Raw genomic sequence first — 17,951 nt, forward strand, 5'->3', positions numbered from 1 at the left:
AAAGCCGCCCAGGCCTTGGACGGCTAAACCTATATTGTGCCTCAAAACGGAACCGCTCCCTAAAAATGGGGACGTTTTCGTCAAAAAACAGCCTTTCGGGCGCAATAAATGACGCGTGTGTTCTCGACGCCGCCTCGCGCGTTCGTCAGCCCTTCAGCGTCTGTTCGAGCACGTGCAGTTCGTGGTTCAGTTGCGCGTCGTTGCCGCGCTCCGCCGCGATCTTGCGCACCGCGTGCAGCACGGTCGTGTGATCGCGTCCGCCGAAAAGCTCGCCGATCTCCGGCAGGCTCTTTTGCGTCAGCTCCTTCGCCAGGTACATCGCGATCTGGCGCGGGCGCGCAATGTTAGCCGGCCTCTTTTTCGAATACATGTCGGCGACCTTGATGTTGTAGAAATCGGCCACCGTCTTCTGAATGTTCTCGACGGAAATCTGCCGGTTCTGCACCGTCAGCAGGTCTTTCAGCGCTTCCTTGGTCAGCTCGATGGTGATGTCGCGGCCATGGAACTTCGAGTACGCGAGGATCTTGCGCAGCGCGCCTTCGAGCTCGCGCACGTTCGAGCGCAGATGCTTCGCGACGAAGAACGCCACGTCTTCGGACAGGCTCACGCCTTCGGAAAGCGCCTTGCGCATGAGAATGGCCACGCGCATCTCCAGCTCGGGCGGCTCGATCGCGACCGTCAGGCCGGAATCGAAGCGCGAGATCAGGCGATCGTCGATGCCGGAGATTTCCTTCGGATACGTATCGCTCGTGATGATCACTTGCGCCTTGTTCGCGACGAGCGCCTCGAACGCGTAGAAGAACTCTTCCTGCGTGCGCGACTTGCCGGAGAAAAACTGAATATCGTCGATGAGCAGCAGATCGAGCGAATGGTAGTAGCGCTTGAAGTCGTCGAACGCCTTGCGCTGGTACGCCTTCACCACGTCGGACACGTATTGTTCCGCGTGAATGTATCGAATGCGCGCGCCCGCCTTGTCCATCAGCAATTGATTACCGATGGCGTGAATCAGGTGCGTCTTGCCGAGACCCACGCCGCCATACAGGAAGAGCGGGTTGTACGAAATGCCGGGGTTGTCCGCGACCTGAATCGCGGCAGCGCGGGCGAGCTGGTTCGCCTTACCGGTGACGAAGTTGTCGAAGGTCAGCACCGGATTCAGTTTCGAACGCTCGTAGGCGGAATCGGTTTCACCGCCGGCCGACGACGGCGCGCCGCCCGGACGCCACGTGCGCCGGCCCGCGGCGGCTTCGTTCGCGTCGAGGCTCGGGAGGTCGAGATCCGCCTGGTCTTCCTGCGTGGCCTGGGCGGCTTGCTGGGCCGCCTCGGCTGCGAGCGCGTTGATGTGCGCGGTGGCGTTCGCGTGCGCGACGACGCTCGGCGACTGCGGCGCGGCCGCCGACGGCGCCGGGGCGCGCGGCGCGACCGGCGCGCTCGCGGTCGGGCGCGGCGCCGCGGCGGGGCCGCCGCCGATCGCGTTGCGCGCGGTGGCTTTCGGATCGAGGACGAATTGCACGTCGATGGGCGCGCTGAAGAAGTCGCGCGCCACGTCGGTGATGCGGCCCGAGAACTGGCTCTTCACCCAGTCGAGCTTGAAGCGATTGGGAGCGGCGATGCGCAGGGTATTCGCGTCGGCATCGAAGTCGACCGGGGTCAGCGGCTTGATCCACGTGACGTACTGCTGCGGCGTGAGTTCGCGCGCGAGCAGTGCGGAACAGTGTTCCCAGAAATCGTTCATCGAATGCGGTCGTTATGGTTGCTCCGCACCTGCGGGCCGTGCTTGCCGAACGTTCGGCAAGTCCCGGCACAGCCGAGCAGGCATGCTCCGGAGGCTTACGCCGCAAGGGTTTGCGGGCGACTGGCGGGCCGAAGCAGCGGGCGGATATTTGGGAGTAAGGCGAGATTCTAACGCCAAACGAGGGTGTCGCGCGAGTTATCCACAGGGTCAAATCAACGCGCCGCGCGGGACGGATTTGTATCGGAATACGGGTTCGCTGGGGCTAAACTATTGACGGTCAATAGGAAAACGGTTTAAATAGCGGGTTCCGCGAAAACAGAATTCCTGAACCTCCGGCCATCGCGCTTGCAGTGACCCCACTGGAGCCTTAGCCCGCGCGGTCGATCAACTCAAGTGAGAGCACCATGAAACGTACTTACCAGCCTTCCGTTACGCGCCGCAAGCGCACCCACGGTTTCCGCGTTCGCATGAAGACCGCTGGCGGCCGCAAGGTCATCAACGCTCGCCGCGCGAAGGGCCGCAAGCGCCTGGCAGTCTAAGCCTGCCGATGGCAGCTCGCGGTCGGATTCATCAGTCAGCGAGCCGCTCACGCGCCGCACAGAAGTCTTGAGACAGGACATCGTTCAGTTGCCGGCGCAGGCCGCGTTCCCCAAGGCCGCAAGGCTGCTGAAAACGGATGAGTTCTCATCCGTTTTTCGTTTGCGCCCCTGGCGTCGCTCGCCGCACTTCGTTCTGTACGGCAAGCCGTCGGGGATGCAAGCGCGGCTCGGTCTGGTGATCGGCAAGAAGCAGGCGCCGCGCGCCGTCACGCGCAATCTGATAAAACGGCTTGCGCGCGAGGCGTTCCGGTTGCGCCGCGGGCAGTTGAACGGATTCGATATCCTCATTCGGCTGCACATGAAGATCGACCGTAAGGCGATGCCGAGCGCAAGCTCGCCGCCCCTTCGGGCGCTCATCGGCGGCGAACTGGAGGCATTGCTCGACCGTGCCGTGCGCGAAGCGCTGCGCCGCTCGGTTGAACCCGTGGCGGCGCCTCATGCGCCCGCCGTCGACGAAACACCCGGCCCGTCTGGGTCATGAAGCGCGGATTGCGCCGGATTTGCCTTCCACGGATCGCGATTCCGGCGCGCGGCGCGAAGCTTATGCAAACGGCACTCATCGCGTTGTTGCGCTTCTACAAGGTTGCTGTGAGCCCTCTGCTCGGCAACCGGTGCCGCTTTTATCCTTCCTGTTCCGACTACGCGCGCGAGGCAATCCAGTATCATGGCGCCGCGCATGGCACGTATCTCGCCGTGAAGCGGCTTTGCCGCTGCCATCCTTTTTCGGCGGGCGGCGTCGATCTCGTGCCGCCTCCCAACGCACATGAATCGCGCGCGGACGCTAAAAGCCCCGGGCAAGACAAGCTTTCAACACTAAACGGCGCTGAAGCGCTTTCCGATCGACACTGAGACAACGCATGGATATCAAACGCACCGTCCTATGGGTCATCTTCTTCGTGTCAGTTGTCCTGCTGTTCGACAACTGGCAACGCGACCACGGGCGCCCGTCGATGTTCTTCCCGAGCGCGACGCAGCCGGCCAAGACCGCCAGCAATCCCGCACCGGGTTCCGCCACGCCGGGCGCGCAGCCGTCCGAGCTGCCGAACGCGCCCGCGGGCACAGCCGCACCGGGCTCGGCGACGCCGCCCGCCACGGCGCAGGCCCAACTCGTCAAGTTCACGACGGACGTGTACTCGGGTGAAATCGACACGCGCGGCGGCACGCTTTCGAAGCTTTCGCTGCTCAAGGAAGGCGACGGCAAGCAGCCCGACCTGTACATCACGCTGTTCGATCACACGGCGAACCACACGTACCTCGCGCGCACGGGCCTGCTCGGCGGCGACTTCCCGAACCACAACGACGTCTTCACGCCGGTGCCCGGCCAGACCTCGCTGACGGGCGACGAGAAGACGCTGAAGATCGCGTTCGAATCGCCGGTGAAGGGCGGCGTGAAGGTCATCAAGACCTACACGTTCACGCGCGGCAGCTATGTGATCAACGTCGACACGAAGATCGAGAACGTCGGCACCGCGCCGGTCTCGCCCAAGCTCTATATGGAGCTCGTGCGCGACAACACGCCGGTCGAGACGCCGCGTTTCTCGCATACGTTCATCGGGCCGGCGGTCTATACGGAGCAGAAGCACTTCCAGAAGATCGACTTCTCCGACATCGACAAGAACAAGGCATCGTTCGAGCCGTCTTCGGACAACGGCTGGATCGCGATGGTGCAGCACTACTTCGCGTCGGCGTGGATTCCGCAGCAGGGCGTGAAGCGCGACATCTACGTGCAGAAGATCGATCCTGATCTGTATCGCGTGGGCGTCACGCTGCCGGCGCAAACGGTCGCGCCGGGGCAGAGCGTGAATGTCGATGCGCGCCTCTTCGCCGGTCCGGAAGAAGAGCGCATGCTCGAAGGCATCGCGCCGGGTCTGGAGCTCGTGAAGGACTACGGTATGGTGACGATCATCGCCAAGCCCCTCTTCTGGCTGCTCGAAAAGATCCACGGTTATGTCGGCAACTGGGGCTGGGCGATCGTGCTGCTCACGGTGCTGATCAAGGCGGTGTTCTTCCCGCTGTCAGCGGCGAGCTACAAGTCGATGGCGCGCATGAAGGAAATCACGCCGCGCATGCAGCAAATCCGCGAACGCCTGAAGAGCGATCCGCAGAAGATGAATGCCGCGCTGATGGAGTTGTACAAGACCGAAAAGGTCAATCCGTTCGGCGGCTGTCTGCCGGTGGTCGTGCAGATTCCGGTGTTTATCTCGCTGTACTGGGTGCTGCTGTCGTCGGTGGAAATGCGCGGCGCGCCGTGGATTCTCTGGATTCACGATCTGTCGCAGCAGGACCCGTACTTCATCCTGCCGGTGCTGATGGCCGTCTCGATGTTCGTGCAGACCAAGCTGAACCCGACGCCGCCGGACCCTGTTCAGGCGAAGATGATGATGTTCATGCCGATCGCGTTCTCGGTCATGTTCTTCTTCTTCCCGGCGGGTCTCGTGCTGTATTACGTGGTGAACAACGTGCTGTCGATTGCGCAGCAGTATTACATCACGCGCATGATGGGCAAGAGCAAGGTGAAGGCGGCGTAAGCGCTGCGGTTGGATTTGGTTTGAATGTGAAAACGCCCGGCTTGCCGGGCGTTTTGTTGTTATTCAGAATTCTTCATCGACAATGCGAGTCGCCCCTCGAAGCAACTCCAGCAGCCGTTCTTTCGGGGAGAGTTTGCCGTACGGATGGACCGCCTCTCTCGCTTCAAGAGTGATGACGCCATTTCCAAAGGCGTCTGATGCGCCTGTGAGCCAGTCACGGGACCTTCCGACGAGCGCCGTTAGGAGCGGCCAATTGTTGTCTGACGGAAATCCCTGTCCGTTAATCCAGCGCTGCGCAGTCGCATCCGTAAGTCGAACGCCAAACGTGGCATATATGGCAGTGGCCACGGCTTTGCCGCTTCCTGGTTTGAATGCTTCGCCGCGAAAAGGCGCCAGCTTATTAAAGTCCGGCTGCTTCGCGATCAACGCTTCGCGGAGCCGCTTCTTGAATACGGTAAGCGAGTGAGTACGTTTCATAGAGTGCAGAATGCGCGAATGTCTCTCTCTATCGGCCAAAAGCCTTTTGGCGGACCAAATGCCGCTTGGCAAACAGGAATCGCCACGCCTGTCCCGAGCCTTGCGCGGTAGCGGTTTGGCCGATGATTCAGTCCACGGAAATTTATCCCAAAGTTACGAAAAATCCCCAGAAGGAGATTCACCGCTTCACCGCCCCATAAAACTGCTCGACGAGTTCTTCGAGTAAATACCGATGATGCGGTGCCAATGATTCGATCTTCGTCGCTAGTTCGAGCGTCTCCTCTGTCGCCGGATATTGTTCGTCGCGGGCGAGCGGTTTCGGCGTCGCCTGTGGATTGCCACTCGGCGGCGGCCCGTAGTGCAGCCAATGCAGATCGACCTTGAACCATTCCGCGAGCGTCTGCAGCTTATCGACGGTGGGAATCGAACGCGCGGTGAGCCACTTGTGCGCGGTCTGCGGCGAAACCGACTCGCCCTGATAGCGCAAATTGAATTGCAATGCGAGATCAGTCGCGCCGCGCATTCTTTCGTGCGCGCGAGTCATCGAGAATTTAAGCCGCTCGGAGAAATCGGCTTTTTCTTGTGGTGTAGGCATGGGCTGGATTGTGCAAGGCAAATGCCACTTACAAATCAACCAACTAGGTTCGATTTATCTCGATGCTGCCGGCTTTTATCTTCATTAGGCGTGAGAGATTGTTGCCTTCAAGCAACATACTTCGCGCAGCTCTCGGAAGCTGGTCGGGCCTGGCGTACCGTCCCAACGCAACGTTTCTTCTTCGTCCCCGTTTCGTCACTTTATCTCAAAAAAGATAACGAATGCGACCGCTTTGCGCCGGCACCGCGGCAGCGCTCGGCGGGCTCCGCGATACAATGCCGACACTCCGAAGCCACCATTCCCTTATCCGTCATGCTGAGCAACGACACCGATCCGATCGTCGCAATCGCCACCGCGCCGGGACGCGGCGGTATCGGCGTCGTGCGCCTGTCGTTCGGCCGGGCGGGCGAAGCTGCCGCGCAAAAGGCGATGCACGCGTTGTGCGGCCAGGCGCTCGCGCCGCGTCATGCGAGTTACGTCCCGTTCGTCGACGGCAATGGCGAAGCGCTCGATCGCGGCATCGCCCTTTACTTCCCCGCGCCGCATTCATACACGGGCGAGCATGTGCTGGAACTGCAGGGACATGGCGGCCCGATCGTGCTGCAACTGATTCTGCAACGCGCCATCGAAGCGGGCCGCGATTTCGGTCTGCGGCTCGCCGAACCCGGCGAATTCACGCGCCGCGCGTTTCTCAACGACAAGCTCGACCTCGCGCAGGCCGAAGCCGTCGCGGATCTGATCGAAGCGAGCACGGAAGCAGCGGCGCGCTCGGCCGGGCGCTCGCTGGAAGGCGCGTTCTCGCGCGAGATTCACGCGCTCGTCGAGGACGTGATCACGCTGCGCATGCTCGTCGAAGCGACGCTGGATTTTCCCGAAGAAGAGATCGACTTCCTCGAAGCAGCGGACGCGCGCGGCAAGCTCGCGCGTATCCGCGAGCGGCTCGACACGGTGCTCGCCGATGCGCGTCAGGGCGCGCTGCTGCGCGAAGGCTTGTCGGTCGTGCTCGCGGGACAGCCGAACGTAGGCAAGTCGTCGCTGCTGAACGCGCTCGCAGGTGCGGAACTCGCGATCGTCACGCCGATTGCCGGCACCACGCGCGATAAAGTCGCCCAGACGATTCAGGTCGAAGGCATTCCGCTGCACATCATCGATACGGCCGGGCTGCGCGACACGCAGGACGAAGTGGAACGCATCGGCATCGAGCGGACGTGGGGCGAAATCGAACGCGCCGACGTCGTGCTGCATTTGCTCGATGCCCGCGAGGGTGCAACACCGGAAGATCACTTGATCGCCGCGCGGTTTCCATCGGGCGTGCCGGTCGTGCGGGTGATGAACAAGACGGATCTCGCAGGAGCGCCCGCCGCCGTGCACGACAGCATCGGTCACGCACGGGAAGTGAATCTGTCAGCGAAAACCGGCGACGGCATCTCGCTGCTGCGCAACGAGTTGCTCAAGATTGCTGGCTGGCAGGCCGGCGCGGAAAGCGTCTATCTCGCGCGCGAACGTCATCTGATTGCGCTGCGCGAAGCGCGCGATCACCTCGCGCTGGCGGCGGAACACGCCGATCAGCACTCGCAAGTGCTCGATCTTTTCGCGGAAGAACTGCGGCTCGCGCAGGACAATCTCAACGCGATCACGGGCGAATTCACGTCGGATGACTTGTTGGGCGTGATCTTCAGCCGCTTCTGCATCGGAAAATAAAGCGACGTTGCGCTACGCGCCGTCAGGCTTGCCGACCTCGCGCAACTCTGCGCTGAGTTTCTCGCTCTCTTCCGGCCGCCCGTGAAACGCCGCCGGCGTGTTCTGGAACATCTCGATTCGATACGCGCCATCGCAGAGCGACAGCACCATCGTCTGAACCGCGTTCAAACTTGGTTCGAGCGCTGTCGCCCCGCGCGGCCACATGCCCGCGACGGCGCGCAACAACAGCGTCTGCCCGTTCGCCATGCGCCTCACCTCGCGCAGCTTTGCTACGAAACGCGGCGTCGGATGCTGGGCGAAGATCGGCTGAAGGTGCGCCTCGATGCACGCGCGCCCGTCGATGGCGCTGCCGTCGAAACCGACCAGACTGCCGCGATCGGCAAAACGCGCCGCCATCGCAGACGCGTCCTGCCGGTTCCAGTCGTCCAGCAAGCCGAAGTAGACGCGCCGTGCGCTCGCGCTCCAGTCGTCGGGCGTGCTCATGCCGCCTTCTTCCATGCCGCGGCGAAGACGCCCGCGCTCATCAGGAGCGCGCCGCCCGTGCGGTTGACCGCGCGCTGCACCGAAGGCTTGCGGATCGCCTTGCGCGCGCCCGACGCGAGCAACGCATACGCGAACGCGTTGGCCGCCGCGAGTCCGACGAAGGTCGCCTCCAGAATCGCGATCTGCGAGACGCTTGCCGCGTGCGGATCGACGAATTGCGGCACGAACGCGACGAAGAAAATGATGCTCTTCGGATTCAGCATCGTGACAGCGTAGGCATGCGCCATGATGCGGCCCGTTCGCAATTCGCCGGTGGGCTGCACGGCGTCCGTATCGACGACCGGCGCGCGCCACAATTTGAAGCCGAGATAAACGAGATAAGCCGCGCCGACCCACTTCACGATCATGAACAGTTCAGCCGATGCCGCGAGCAGCACGCCCAGGCCCAGCATCGATGCGGTCATCGCGGTGAGATCGCCGAGCGCGACGCCGATGGTAGTCGCAAATGCATACTTGCGGCCGTGGCCGAGCGCGTAGGACACGACGAGCAATACCGTCGGCCCGGGAATCGCGACGAGAATCGCCGACGCAATCGCGAACGGCAGCCATTGAGCGAGGGTCATGCTGGTCTCCTGTGTTCGATGAGTGGATTTATCCACGAACGCGCAGGGCTTGCAATAGGCCGTTCAGCCAGCTTGACGTCGCGCGCCCTGTTGGCTTGCGCGCATGGTCGCCTAATGCGGCGCAACAATCTCCGTCGAGAGGCAAATTGCCGCACCTTTGCGGCCGAAAACGTAGGCTTTCATTTCGCTCGAAGCGGCCTTTTCAACGAATTTCATTTAATCCACTGCGTGATCTATTTGGTTACCGTCCCTGCGACATTCTGACGTGTTGCGATCGCACACAACATATGCTTGCAACTTCGAGATACTCAATTAGCATGAGTCTTGCGGTTATCCGCTTTTAAATACATAGCTAATGTCGAAACGATTACGTTTGGAGGCTATATACATGCAGAAACGCGCCAGTGCTCTCTTCGCGATGATGGGGTTGTTTGCAGTCGTTTCCGTAGCGCAAGCCCAGGACGCAGTCGTTCAGCCTCAGCAGACGTTCACCTTCCGGCCCAATTCTTATGGCTGCTTGTCTAAAGACAAGTTCGATTCGGCCGATCAGCATGCGAGAGCCGGCGAGCATCAAAAGATGCAGCAATTTTTTGAGGGGTTCGAATGCATTTCGACTCCGGTCGAATCGCATTTTCGCGTGATTCGCGTGGTGGGACATGACGTGGAATTCGTCAATGCCTCGAATAATGACACACAAGGCATGTGGACCGCGGCTCGCTTTATCGATCAATAAGCGGTTTTTGAAGATTCGATAAATAAACGTCAGCTATGCCGCGTGCCCGCAGCGGGCGCGCGCGTTGCCGTCTTCCAAATCAGCATCGATTCAACGCACAATGTCGGTTCCGCGCGACGTCGTCGTGCGTATCGACAATTCTTGTCGCCGGCGAAGAACCGGCGTTCGATGCTGAATGGCTCTCAAATCCACGATCTACAAGGCCGACCTCCAGGTCGCCGATATGGATCGCCACTATTACGGCGATCATTCCCTGACCATTGCGCGTCATCCATCGGAGACCGATGAACGGATGATGGTGCGCGTCGCCGCCTTCGGCCTCTTCGCGGACGAGCGTCTCGAGTTCTGCAAAGGCCTTTCCGATACCGACGAGCCCGACCTTTGGCAAAAGGATCTCACCGGGCAGATTCAGACATGGATCGAGGTCGGCCAGCCCGATGAGCGGCGTATCTCAAAGGCGAGCGGCCGCTCGGAGCGCGTGATCGTCATCGCTTATGCGGGCAGAACGGCGGATATCTGGTGGCAGGGCGTGAAGGGCAAGGTCGAGCGCTTGCGCAACGTGACGGTCTGGTCGCTGGAAGATGGCGTTGCAGAAGCGCTCGGCAAGCTGGCCGAACGGACGATGCGTTTGCAGTTGATGATGCAGGACGGCGACGCGTCGCTGAGCAGCGAACGCGTCGATCCTGTTGCGATTCGCTGGAACGTCCTCAAAGCCGGCGCGCAATGACGCTCAGGCTTCGGGCGGTCCCTTGAGCTCGATCATGTTGCCTTCGGGATCGAACAGATAGAGCGACGGGCCGAAGCCTTCGGCGCCATACCGTCGCGCTTCTTCGCCGATGCGCGCGCCGTGCTGTTCGAGGTGCGCGCGCAAGGCATCGGGATCGAACGGCTCGACGCGCACGCACAAATGGTCCATGTTGCGGCCCGCGTCGGGGGCGCCGCTCTCGGGGCGATCGATTTTTGCACCAACGGCGAGGAGATCGATGAGCGAACGGCCGGCGCGCATCTGCACTAAACCGAGGTCGCGCTGCTCTTTTTCGATGGGGCAGCACAGGGCGGTGCGGTAGAAGTGGATCATCTTGTCGAGATCGAGGCAGCGAATCACGACGTGATCGATTTCACGGATGTTGAAGTGCATGTATGCCTCGCGCGTGAATGTGAGGGCAGTTTAGCGCGAGGGGGGGTTGGGATGAGGGTGTTGCGGGAATGGAAAAGGGCCTGGCGGTTAGCCAGGCCCTTTGAATTTCGTGGGAGGAGGAGGATCGAACTCCCGACCTTCGCATTGCGAACGCGACGCTCTCCCAGCTTGAGACCCTTCAAGATCAAGGGGTTAGCGTTTCGTGCCCCCATCGTCAGACTGGTTTGTCACCCTGCTGTCACCCTCGGAGAAGTGATGGCTACGATTCGACAACGCAACGACCGCTGGCAAGCAATCGTCAAACGACAAGGCTACCCGGCGCAATCGAAGACCTTTGGCCTGAAGAAAGATGCGGAAAAATGGGCGAGATTGCAAGAACGCCTTATGGACGCCGGACATTGGATCGACGGCCCGCAAGATCAACAGATGACAACCTTGGGAGAACTCCTCGACCGATACTCCAAAGAAGTCAGTAGCGGTAAGCGGGGAAGTCGCGCCGAGTCTTACAGAATTGAAACTTTCAAAAGACTCAGCCTCGCGAAGCACGCGCTCTCCTCGATAACGCCGCAGATGGTCGCGTCGTGGCGGGATGCCCGCCTCGGAGAAGTTTCGTCCGGCACGGCATTGCGAGAACTACAGCTTGTTGGACACGTTTTCAGCATCGCGATGCAAGAATGGGGTATTCGGTGTCCGCGCCGATTGAATTTTGAACCACCGCGCCGATTGAATTTTGAGCCGGGGTGGAGACCGGTCTGAAGTGGGACCGGTTGTGGATAAGTGTATGGGTTTCCGTGGTCGTTGTCCTCCTTCGTATGAGAGTGCGTGGCGCAGGGGAAGCTGCGGAGGGCGTAGCTCGTAGCAGCTTCCCCTGCGCGGCGAACGAGGTCAGGCGGATTCGGAAACGCCAGCGGCATCGCCTTTTCGCGCTGCTTCGCGCGACCGGATGCGTTTCTTTGCACTGGCGCTGCTATGCCGGAAACGATAGCTTTCGTTTCCAGTCTCCACGATGTGGCAGTGGTGCGTCAGCCGATCCAGCAATGCCGTGGTCATCTTCGCGTCGCCGAACACACTGGACCATTCAGCGAAGTCCAGGTTCGTTGTGATGGCAACGCTCGTGTGCTCATACAGGCGGCTTAGAAGATGGAACAGCAGTGCTCCGCCGGCTTGGCTGAAGGGCAAATATCCGAGTTCATCCAGAATGACCAAGTCGAGACGCAGCAAGCTCGCGGCGATTCGTCCGGCGCGGCCCTGCGCCTTTCCTGCTCCAATGCGTTGGCCAGATCTACGGTCGAGTAGAAGCGCACGCGCTTGGCGTGGTGCATGATGCCGGATACGCCGATGGCCGTCGCAAGATGACTTTTCCCGGACCCCGGCCCGCCGACCAGAACCAGGTTGTGCGCGCCCTCCGTGAATGTCATGCTGGCCAGTTGCATGACGAGCTGGCGATCGACCGGCGAGCCATCGAAGTCGAAGCCGGCGATATCGCGATGCACCGGGAACTTCGCGGCGTTCATCTGATGGCTGACCGAACGCACGGCCCGATCGGCACTCTCGGCCTGCAGCAACCGCTCAAGCAGCCACTGCGACGACGCCACTTCCACGTTATTCTGCTCAAGCAGTTCGGCCCAGCCGGCGGCCATGCCGTGCAGCCGCAACTGCTTGAGTTCGACGATCAGATCACGCATGACCGGCCTCCGGCTGTTGCAGCGCCGGGCGCAGCCCGTCGTAGCGCGATGTGTCGGCAAGCGGCGGGGTGCTCAGCTGTAGCGCTGTATCGATCGTAGGCGGCATCTGCACACTTCGCATGCGCGAGAGCACATTCACCACGTGCTCGACGCTGACGCGTCCGGAGGGAGGTGCCTGTTCGAGTGCCAACGCGACCGCGATCAGCACAGCGTCCAGGCCGCTGTCCGGCACCAGCGCCAGGACCTTCGCCATCACGCGTTCGCCGCCCATCTCGCGCAGCAGCGCCCGGCGCAGGCGTTGCAGCGGCTCGGGCATATCCAGGAACGGCGCACCGTTGCGCAGTGCGCCGGGCTTGCGCTGGATCAGTGGGATGTAATGCTGCCAGTCGTATCGCACCAGACCCTCGTCGGCTAGCCGTTCGTGTTCGGCCACCACGGCATCATCGCCCACCACAACGACACGCCCCGGATAGAGCCGCGTGCTAAGCATCTGGCCTGCAAATTCGCATGGTACCGAGTAGCGGTTGCGTCCGACTACCACCAGGCAGGTCGACGACACGCGGGCCGCGCGTTCAACGTAGCCGTCAAACGGTGTCGGCATCGGCATCAGATGGGCGCGCTCCTGCTCGAATACGTCGGCAACGCTCAGGTCGCGATAGTCAGGATGTTTCACCTGCTCCCACAACGACCGGCACCGGCTCCCGAGCCACGCATTCAAATCGGCGAAGCTGCCGAATCGCTGCTCGCGAGCTTCAATCCAGATACGTAGGCGGCTGTCCTGCACGTTCTTCTCGACGACGCCTTTCTCCCAGCCGCTGGCCACGTTACAGAAGTCCGCGTCAAACAGGTAGTGCGCGCACATCACCGCAAAGCGCGAGTTGACGGTGCGGCCCTTGCCTTTGTGGACCTTGTCGACCGCCGTCTTCATATTGTCATAGATGCCACGGCGGGCCACCCCGCCGAAGGCCGCGAACGAGCGTGTATGGGCGTCGAACAGCATCTCGTGACCTTGACTCGGATAGGCCACGAGCCAGAACGCCCGCGACGCGCACAGCTTCATGTGCGACACCTGCAGCTTACGGTAAATGCCGCCGATAACCAGTCCTTCCTCGGACCAGTCAAACTGAAACGCTTCGCCCAGCTCGAATTGCAACGGCACGAACGCCGACTTCGAAGCCGCCTTGCCTTCGCCTTGCCGCCAAGCCCGGATGAAATCGGTCACCCGCGAATAGCAACCGTCGTAGCCGCTTGCCTTGATCTCCTGGAACAGCATCCAGGCCGTGCGTCGCTCCTTCTTCGGCCGCCGTGCGTCCACGCAGAGTGCCTGCACCAGCGTCTCATGAAACGGTGCTAGTCGGGTCGGCTGCGAACGTCGCTGATACTTCGGCTCCTCCTGAACATCCATGTTCAGGTATTTGCTAATCGTGTTGCGCGACAGGCTTGTGAGACGCGCGATCTCGCGTACCGACTTGTTTTGGCGGTGGAACATCCGCCGCACCTTTCCAATCATTGTCATCGGGATCATCCCCAAACACCCTGCCTGAAAAACTAGCAGGATAGGTTGATTGCCCGGCTCATTTTTCAGTCGGCGCGATCCCTACAAGTGGCTCAATTTTCGGTCGGCGTAAACACGCATAAGCATGTCTGAGCCAACCAGCAATCTGCTCAGGGGACCACTGCAGGTTGAGCTTTGCAGCGACGACTCGCGCCAGCGTCTGGTTGCGCACCAATTTGCAAACCTTCGGCCGACGCGCCCGCTCCCACGCGATCGCATCCGCCTGGCTTGCTCGATAGCCTTGGCCGCCTCCGTTGCGCTGCAACTCGCGACTTATAGTGGAAGGAGCGCGTCCCAGCCTGGCTGCGATCGACCGAATCGATAATCCGGACACCAGGAAGCGGGAAATCTCCTCGCGCTCCGCGAGCGTCAATGCCTGTGGCGCGCGGTGCCTTTGCACCGGCTGGATGCCGCCGGTCTCCGATAGTATCCGCTGAATCGAAGAATGCCCGCGATCGAACAGCTTGGCAATCTGATGAATCGTATCGCCCTTGCGCCATCGGTCCCACATCAGCGCTTTCTGGGTCTCGGAGTAGTAGATTCTCGGTCGCTGCTTCATTTGCAACACCTCCGCTGCTCATGCAGATTCTAGGTGTTGCATCGACCGGTTGAATCCGCCAGCCTTTTCGGTCACTCGCACCGCAGAATAAGGCTCCCCGCGTTCGTCATGCAACTCGACGGCATCGATGAACCCCTTCGCCTTCAACCGGCGCAACCCAAGATTGAAGCCCAAGTTGTTCAACCCTGCGCGTTCACAATCGTTTCGCACAGTCCACAGGGAAGCAGCATCATCGTCTTGAAGAACACTGCTGGCGACGACAACGAGAACATTGAGTTCCTGCGACGACAGCCCGTCAACGCTGGCGACGCTCGACTGCTCCGCCATCTCTTCTAGCACTTCCCCCTGTTCGAGCATGGACTTCAATCTTTCGGTCAGATTGTCCTTGAACGCCTGGAAGTCGCTTGGAGATTCAGTCTTGTAGGTTACGATGGCGCGGTGCTGGATGTCGAACGGGAACCGCTTTCCTGCCTTCTGGCGCTCATCGGAACAGGCCATCACTACCGGACGACCGGCTGCGTAAGCGAACCCGAGTTCGTACCAAACGTTCGGATTGTCTTCCGTGATGTCGGCGAGACACACCGCCGCTCGCTTGATGTTCTTCTCGATTGCTTCGACCAGCACAGTCGCCGAAGAATCCTGATCGACCCGATATGCTGCCATCCCGGCAGCCTCGATGGCGGGCTTGTACAGATCATCGAATCGCTTGTTATACGTATCGGTGAACGGCTGAACTACGAAACACATCGGCATACAGGAGCACCTTTGGCGCGTGATATCACGACGAATTCTACCGAAAGCCGTCGAGCGACTTCATTCTAGAATCGTCCCGCCGCCACGTTCCCACAGCGTGGCCCAGAATTGTTGGCTCCAATCCGTAGCATGCCCGTCCAAATATCGCGACGCGCCAAGAGCCTTCCCCAAACGACCCATCAAAGCATCAAAATGTCCATCCGCCGGATTGCTCGACATCCAGACCCGGCCAAGGACGTACGTTAAGAGCCCGTGAAACAGCGTAATTCGTGTTGCCTTCTGGGCGTCATAGGCGCGCGGGCGTAACTCCATCATCAAACCCTCCGCTCCGGCAGTGCAGTCTTCAGCAATATCGACAGACCCATGAAATCGTAGCTGCCACTGCGCTAGATTGCGACCGTAGTGCGCATATGGTTGGATCGCGGCTGCAAGTTCCCGCATGAACACATCCCACGGCTCATTCCAAAGCCCGGTACCATAGTTCACCCATACATTAGCTTGCAGCCACTTGCGCATCTCCCCCGCCGTTGCTCGATCAGCATCCCACTTCAGCAGCATTGCTTCAGCGTCGGGATGATTGCATATCCCGACCTCGATAACGCTAACGGCTTCTATGCACTGACGAGTCAGGGAAAGGGCATTTGCATGCATGCCCTCACGGTTCGCCTGATTTGCGAGTGAAAGTGTGTCGCAAATGAACCAGTACGCCAAAGTTGGCGAATATTTGACCTGTAGTGACATCGAGTTTGACGCGGAAGCAGCGGCGATGCGTCGCATGACCTTCTCCGTCGCGTCATCGAGAATCTCGAACCACTCGGGCACAGTTGCTTTCATCTGGAAGTGAGTTCTAGGTTGTAGACATTCGCCGGCAGGAAGGTCGATGCTCCCAACAGTCCCGTGATTCGCGCATACCAATTCAACAGTTCGTGCCGCCGACGCCTGATATATCGCCTACTAGGTCAGGCAGGTTCAAACACGATCAGATAGTTGTCTCCATCAAACTCTCGAACTTTCCCAATCACTTCCCGCCACAGGTGGAACGTCTTGCGGATCGTGCTCCCGTCTTTTCCCTCCTCAACCAACGTCCAATCCTCCGCCGTAGCGACAACAATTCGAAGTCTGGCCTGATCGTTGAACGCAAGTTGCAGATGGTCGGCGAACAATTTATGCCCTAGCTGATTCTTACCAGACCGGGTGATTGAGTCTCTGTAGACGAACGCCGCCAAGTCGCGGTCTTTCTTGATCTTGTGCTGCCACAAGCTAACGACGATGTCTCCGCGATCAGAAACTGCACTGAAAGCCCATTGCGGATTCGTCGGGATTGCCCCGTAGCCGCGAAACGCTTCCGTGAAATTCATAAATTGCCTCAGGCTGGCAGATACGTCCGCTTCAACGGAACAAGCCGCTTCGTCTCGGCGTCGGTGTCTTCATAATGGTCGCTCAACGCACGCACGACATGGTCCGAGGTCCACAGCGTCAGGGGCACTGATGCACGGTCAGCTTCGTAGTACGCCTCTTTGCTGAATCCGCCAGTGCTTACGAACAGACCACGATCATCGGGGTGACGCCCACCAAGGAAACTTCGGATGTGGCTCGTTCCCATCTGCCCTTTCCGGTGCTTCACCTCCACGATGATTCGTGGATGCTCGAATCCGAAGCCGTCAGGGGACGCGATGATGTCCTTTCCTCGGTCACTGCCAGCCGGAGAAACCTGCGTCTTGTATCCCATCGCCCGAAGGATTCCGGCGACCAGTTCCTGCATCTCGGCCCAATCCAGTTTGCTGATGATGTCCTTGATCCGTTCGAGCGCGAGTGCTTGCATCCCGGACAGCGGATCGGCTTCCACTTGATCTTCCGGTATCTCGGGGGCTGGCTGCATAGGCTTGCCGGTCGCCTCTCCCAGAAGCTCCTGCATGGCGAATCCGGCAATTACAAACACGGTCAGCGTAGAGCCAAGGCTATTCTTGGTAACGTCGGTCAAGCTATCACGTTCGACTTCCTTGTCGTTCCAAGCAACGGTCCGTACCAACGACATTTCCGCTTCCGCCAAATCGGCCCGATATTCGCAGTCGCCCGTCACTCTACCGATCAGGTACGTACGGTTCGCAGGAGAATAGGTGACGACCAGATCGCCGGTCTTGATTTCGTTCATGAACCGCCATACCTGCGATGCCCCGGAGATGGCCGTCTTTTCTTTCGTTGCCGGTTCCAGCGACCTGTAAAGATCGGTCAACTCCTTTCTGGTCATGCCGACTTTGGCATGAGGGGCAAGTTGGTTCCAGCCTATCGCCGCGATACCTCGTTCGCGAAACTCCTCGTAAAGGCTGCCGCCGTCTGAGCGGATCATCCACATCGTTCCCATCGAATACCCCGTCTAACTCGTTTATGGTGTTGCTGGCTGCGTCCATCATCTACATCGACCGCGCTTCGACTTGCCGGTTTGGTGATCACGTAGACGGCTGCGACTCACGCGCCACTAAGCACCGGAACTGTACCTCTGCGGACGCGTATGTCCCGAAGCCTGAATCTCTGCCGGTGCTTCCAACAGGCGACATAACACGACCTTGGTTTGCGCAATACTTCGAGGCGTCTTGGAACATGCGCGCCTTGACGGCGCTCGCCGAGAAATCGGTGAATTTTCCCAGACCACCGATCATGTAAAAGTCAGGGCCAATCTGCACTACGCCGTCTGTACCAGTGGTAGCACAGCCGGAAAACATGGCAGTGAATGCGAGCGCAACTAGTTTCTTCATAACTTCACCTTCTATCTTGTTATCGGCTTTCAATAAC

General features: G+C 60.1%; 19 protein-coding genes, 1 tRNA gene and 2 pseudogenes. 8 read left to right on the forward strand and 14 right to left on the reverse strand.

From position 1 onward, the window contains the following. Positions 1 to 145: 145 nt before the first annotated feature. Positions 146 to 1,732 (reverse strand): chromosomal replication initiator protein DnaA, encoded by a 1,587-nt coding sequence (gene dnaA / locus LY284_RS12610; RefSeq protein WP_233386447.1) that lies wholly within the window; start codon positions 1,730 to 1,732, stop codon positions 146 to 148. A gap of 404 nt (positions 1,733 to 2,136) precedes the next feature. On the opposite strand from dnaA, the gene rpmH reads away from it, so the two are divergent. The 4 genes from rpmH (at position 2,137) to yidC (ending at position 4,859) form a co-directional block, all read left to right on the forward strand. Next, positions 2,137 to 2,271 (forward strand): 50S ribosomal protein L34, encoded by a 135-nt coding sequence (gene rpmH / locus LY284_RS12615; RefSeq protein WP_006998755.1) that lies wholly within the window; start codon positions 2,137 to 2,139, stop codon positions 2,269 to 2,271. An 88-nt stretch (positions 2,272 to 2,359) separates the two neighbouring features. Continuing rightward, a complete protein-coding gene (rnpA, locus tag LY284_RS12620; RefSeq protein WP_233386450.1) occupies positions 2,360 to 2,812 on the forward strand; it encodes a ribonuclease P protein component in 453 nt (150 codons plus the stop codon). A 62-nt stretch (positions 2,813 to 2,874) separates the two neighbouring features. Beyond that, positions 2,875 to 3,180 carry a membrane protein insertion efficiency factor YidD gene (gene yidD, locus LY284_RS12625; RefSeq protein ID WP_014192788.1) on the forward strand — a complete coding sequence of 102 codons (306 nt, stop codon included), beginning with the start codon at positions 2,875 to 2,877 and terminating at the stop codon, positions 3,178 to 3,180. Between the two features lie 8 nt (positions 3,181 to 3,188). Continuing rightward, the gene (gene yidC / locus LY284_RS12630) at positions 3,189 to 4,859 is read left to right on the forward strand and encodes a membrane protein insertase YidC (protein WP_233386453.1); all 1,671 of its coding nucleotides are present in this window, start codon (positions 3,189 to 3,191) and stop codon (positions 4,857 to 4,859) included. Positions 4,860 to 4,922: 63 nt separating this feature from the next. On the opposite strand, the gene LY284_RS12635 is transcribed toward yidC, so the two are convergent. Both LY284_RS12635 and LY284_RS12640 read right to left on the reverse strand, forming a co-directional pair. Next, positions 4,923 to 5,336 (reverse strand): hypothetical protein, encoded by a 414-nt coding sequence (locus tag LY284_RS12635; RefSeq protein WP_045451738.1) that lies wholly within the window; start codon positions 5,334 to 5,336, stop codon positions 4,923 to 4,925. A gap of 178 nt (positions 5,337 to 5,514) precedes the next feature. After that, positions 5,515 to 5,931: a helix-turn-helix transcriptional regulator gene (locus LY284_RS12640; protein WP_077157763.1), complete on the reverse strand. Its 417-nt coding sequence runs from the start codon at positions 5,929 to 5,931 to the stop codon at positions 5,515 to 5,517. Between the two features lie 312 nt (positions 5,932 to 6,243). On the opposite strand from LY284_RS12640, the gene mnmE reads away from it, so the two are divergent. Continuing rightward, positions 6,244 to 7,632, forward strand: coding sequence for a tRNA uridine-5-carboxymethylaminomethyl(34) synthesis GTPase MnmE (mnmE, locus tag LY284_RS12645; RefSeq protein WP_233386455.1), 1,389 nt, complete (start codon positions 6,244 to 6,246; stop codon positions 7,630 to 7,632). A 12-nt stretch (positions 7,633 to 7,644) separates the two neighbouring features. On the opposite strand, the gene LY284_RS12650 is transcribed toward mnmE, so the two are convergent. Both LY284_RS12650 and LY284_RS12655 read right to left on the reverse strand, forming a co-directional pair. Continuing rightward, positions 7,645 to 8,115: an SgcJ/EcaC family oxidoreductase gene (locus LY284_RS12650; protein WP_233386463.1), complete on the reverse strand. Its 471-nt coding sequence runs from the start codon at positions 8,113 to 8,115 to the stop codon at positions 7,645 to 7,647. Next, entirely contained in the window at positions 8,112 to 8,738 is a 627-nt protein-coding gene (locus LY284_RS12655; protein WP_233386465.1) for a LysE family translocator, read from the reverse strand. The genes LY284_RS12650 and LY284_RS12655 overlap by 4 nt, the downstream gene beginning before the upstream one ends. Before the next feature lie 388 nt (positions 8,739 to 9,126). Here LY284_RS12655 and sap1 point away from each other — a divergent pair, with 388 nt between their 5' ends. Beyond that, positions 9,127 to 9,471, forward strand: coding sequence for a surface attachment protein Sap1 (gene sap1, locus LY284_RS12660; protein ID WP_014192781.1), 345 nt, complete (start codon positions 9,127 to 9,129; stop codon positions 9,469 to 9,471). 175 nt (positions 9,472 to 9,646) lie between these two features. Then, positions 9,647 to 10,198, forward strand: a complete 552-nt coding sequence (locus LY284_RS12665) for a YaeQ family protein (RefSeq protein WP_045451732.1) — start codon at positions 9,647 to 9,649, stop codon at positions 10,196 to 10,198. A 3-nt stretch (positions 10,199 to 10,201) separates the two neighbouring features. Here LY284_RS12665 and LY284_RS12670 read toward each other — a convergent pair whose 3' ends face one another. Beyond that, complete coding sequence (locus LY284_RS12670; protein WP_233386474.1) at positions 10,202 to 10,609, reverse strand: VOC family protein; 408 nt, start codon at positions 10,607 to 10,609, stop codon at positions 10,202 to 10,204. A gap of 110 nt (positions 10,610 to 10,719) precedes the next feature. Next, positions 10,720 to 10,787 (reverse strand) — tRNA-Ala (locus LY284_RS12675). A gap of 77 nt (positions 10,788 to 10,864) precedes the next feature. On the opposite strand from LY284_RS12675, the gene LY284_RS12680 reads away from it, so the two are divergent. Then, positions 10,865 to 11,365, forward strand: coding sequence for a hypothetical protein (locus tag LY284_RS12680; protein WP_233386484.1), 501 nt, complete (start codon positions 10,865 to 10,867; stop codon positions 11,363 to 11,365). Positions 11,366 to 11,494: 129 nt separating this feature from the next. On the opposite strand, the pseudogene istB reads toward LY284_RS12680, so the two are convergent. From istB to LY284_RS12715, 7 genes and pseudogenes are all read right to left on the reverse strand, one after another. Next, a pseudogene (gene istB / locus LY284_RS12685) lies at positions 11,495 to 12,294 on the reverse strand (IS21-like element helper ATPase IstB). Further along, positions 12,287 to 13,810: an IS21 family transposase gene (gene istA, locus LY284_RS12690; RefSeq protein WP_233387171.1), complete on the reverse strand. Its 1,524-nt coding sequence runs from the start codon at positions 13,808 to 13,810 to the stop codon at positions 12,287 to 12,289. The pseudogene istB and the gene istA overlap by 8 nt, the downstream one beginning before the upstream one ends. A gap of 118 nt (positions 13,811 to 13,928) precedes the next feature. Further along, positions 13,929 to 14,408: pseudogene (locus tag LY284_RS12695) on the reverse strand (transposase); the annotation flags it as partial. Between the two features lie 18 nt (positions 14,409 to 14,426). After that, entirely contained in the window at positions 14,427 to 15,161 is a 735-nt protein-coding gene (locus LY284_RS12700) for a nucleoside 2-deoxyribosyltransferase (protein WP_233386486.1), read from the reverse strand. Between the two features lie 60 nt (positions 15,162 to 15,221). Next, positions 15,222 to 15,938 carry a hypothetical protein gene (locus LY284_RS12705; RefSeq protein WP_233386488.1) on the reverse strand — a complete coding sequence of 239 codons (717 nt, stop codon included), beginning with the start codon at positions 15,936 to 15,938 and terminating at the stop codon, positions 15,222 to 15,224. 182 nt (positions 15,939 to 16,120) lie between these two features. Next, entirely contained in the window at positions 16,121 to 16,519 is a 399-nt protein-coding gene (locus tag LY284_RS12710) for a hypothetical protein (RefSeq protein ID WP_233386490.1), read from the reverse strand. Between the two features lie 8 nt (positions 16,520 to 16,527). Beyond that, positions 16,528 to 17,523 (reverse strand): restriction endonuclease, encoded by a 996-nt coding sequence (locus tag LY284_RS12715; RefSeq protein WP_233386497.1) that lies wholly within the window; start codon positions 17,521 to 17,523, stop codon positions 16,528 to 16,530. Positions 17,524 to 17,951 lie beyond the last annotated feature (428 nt).

The organism is Caballeronia sp. PC1 (assembly GCF_021353155.1).
GTDB lineage: Bacteria > Pseudomonadota > Gammaproteobacteria > Burkholderiales > Burkholderiaceae > Caballeronia > Caballeronia cordobensis.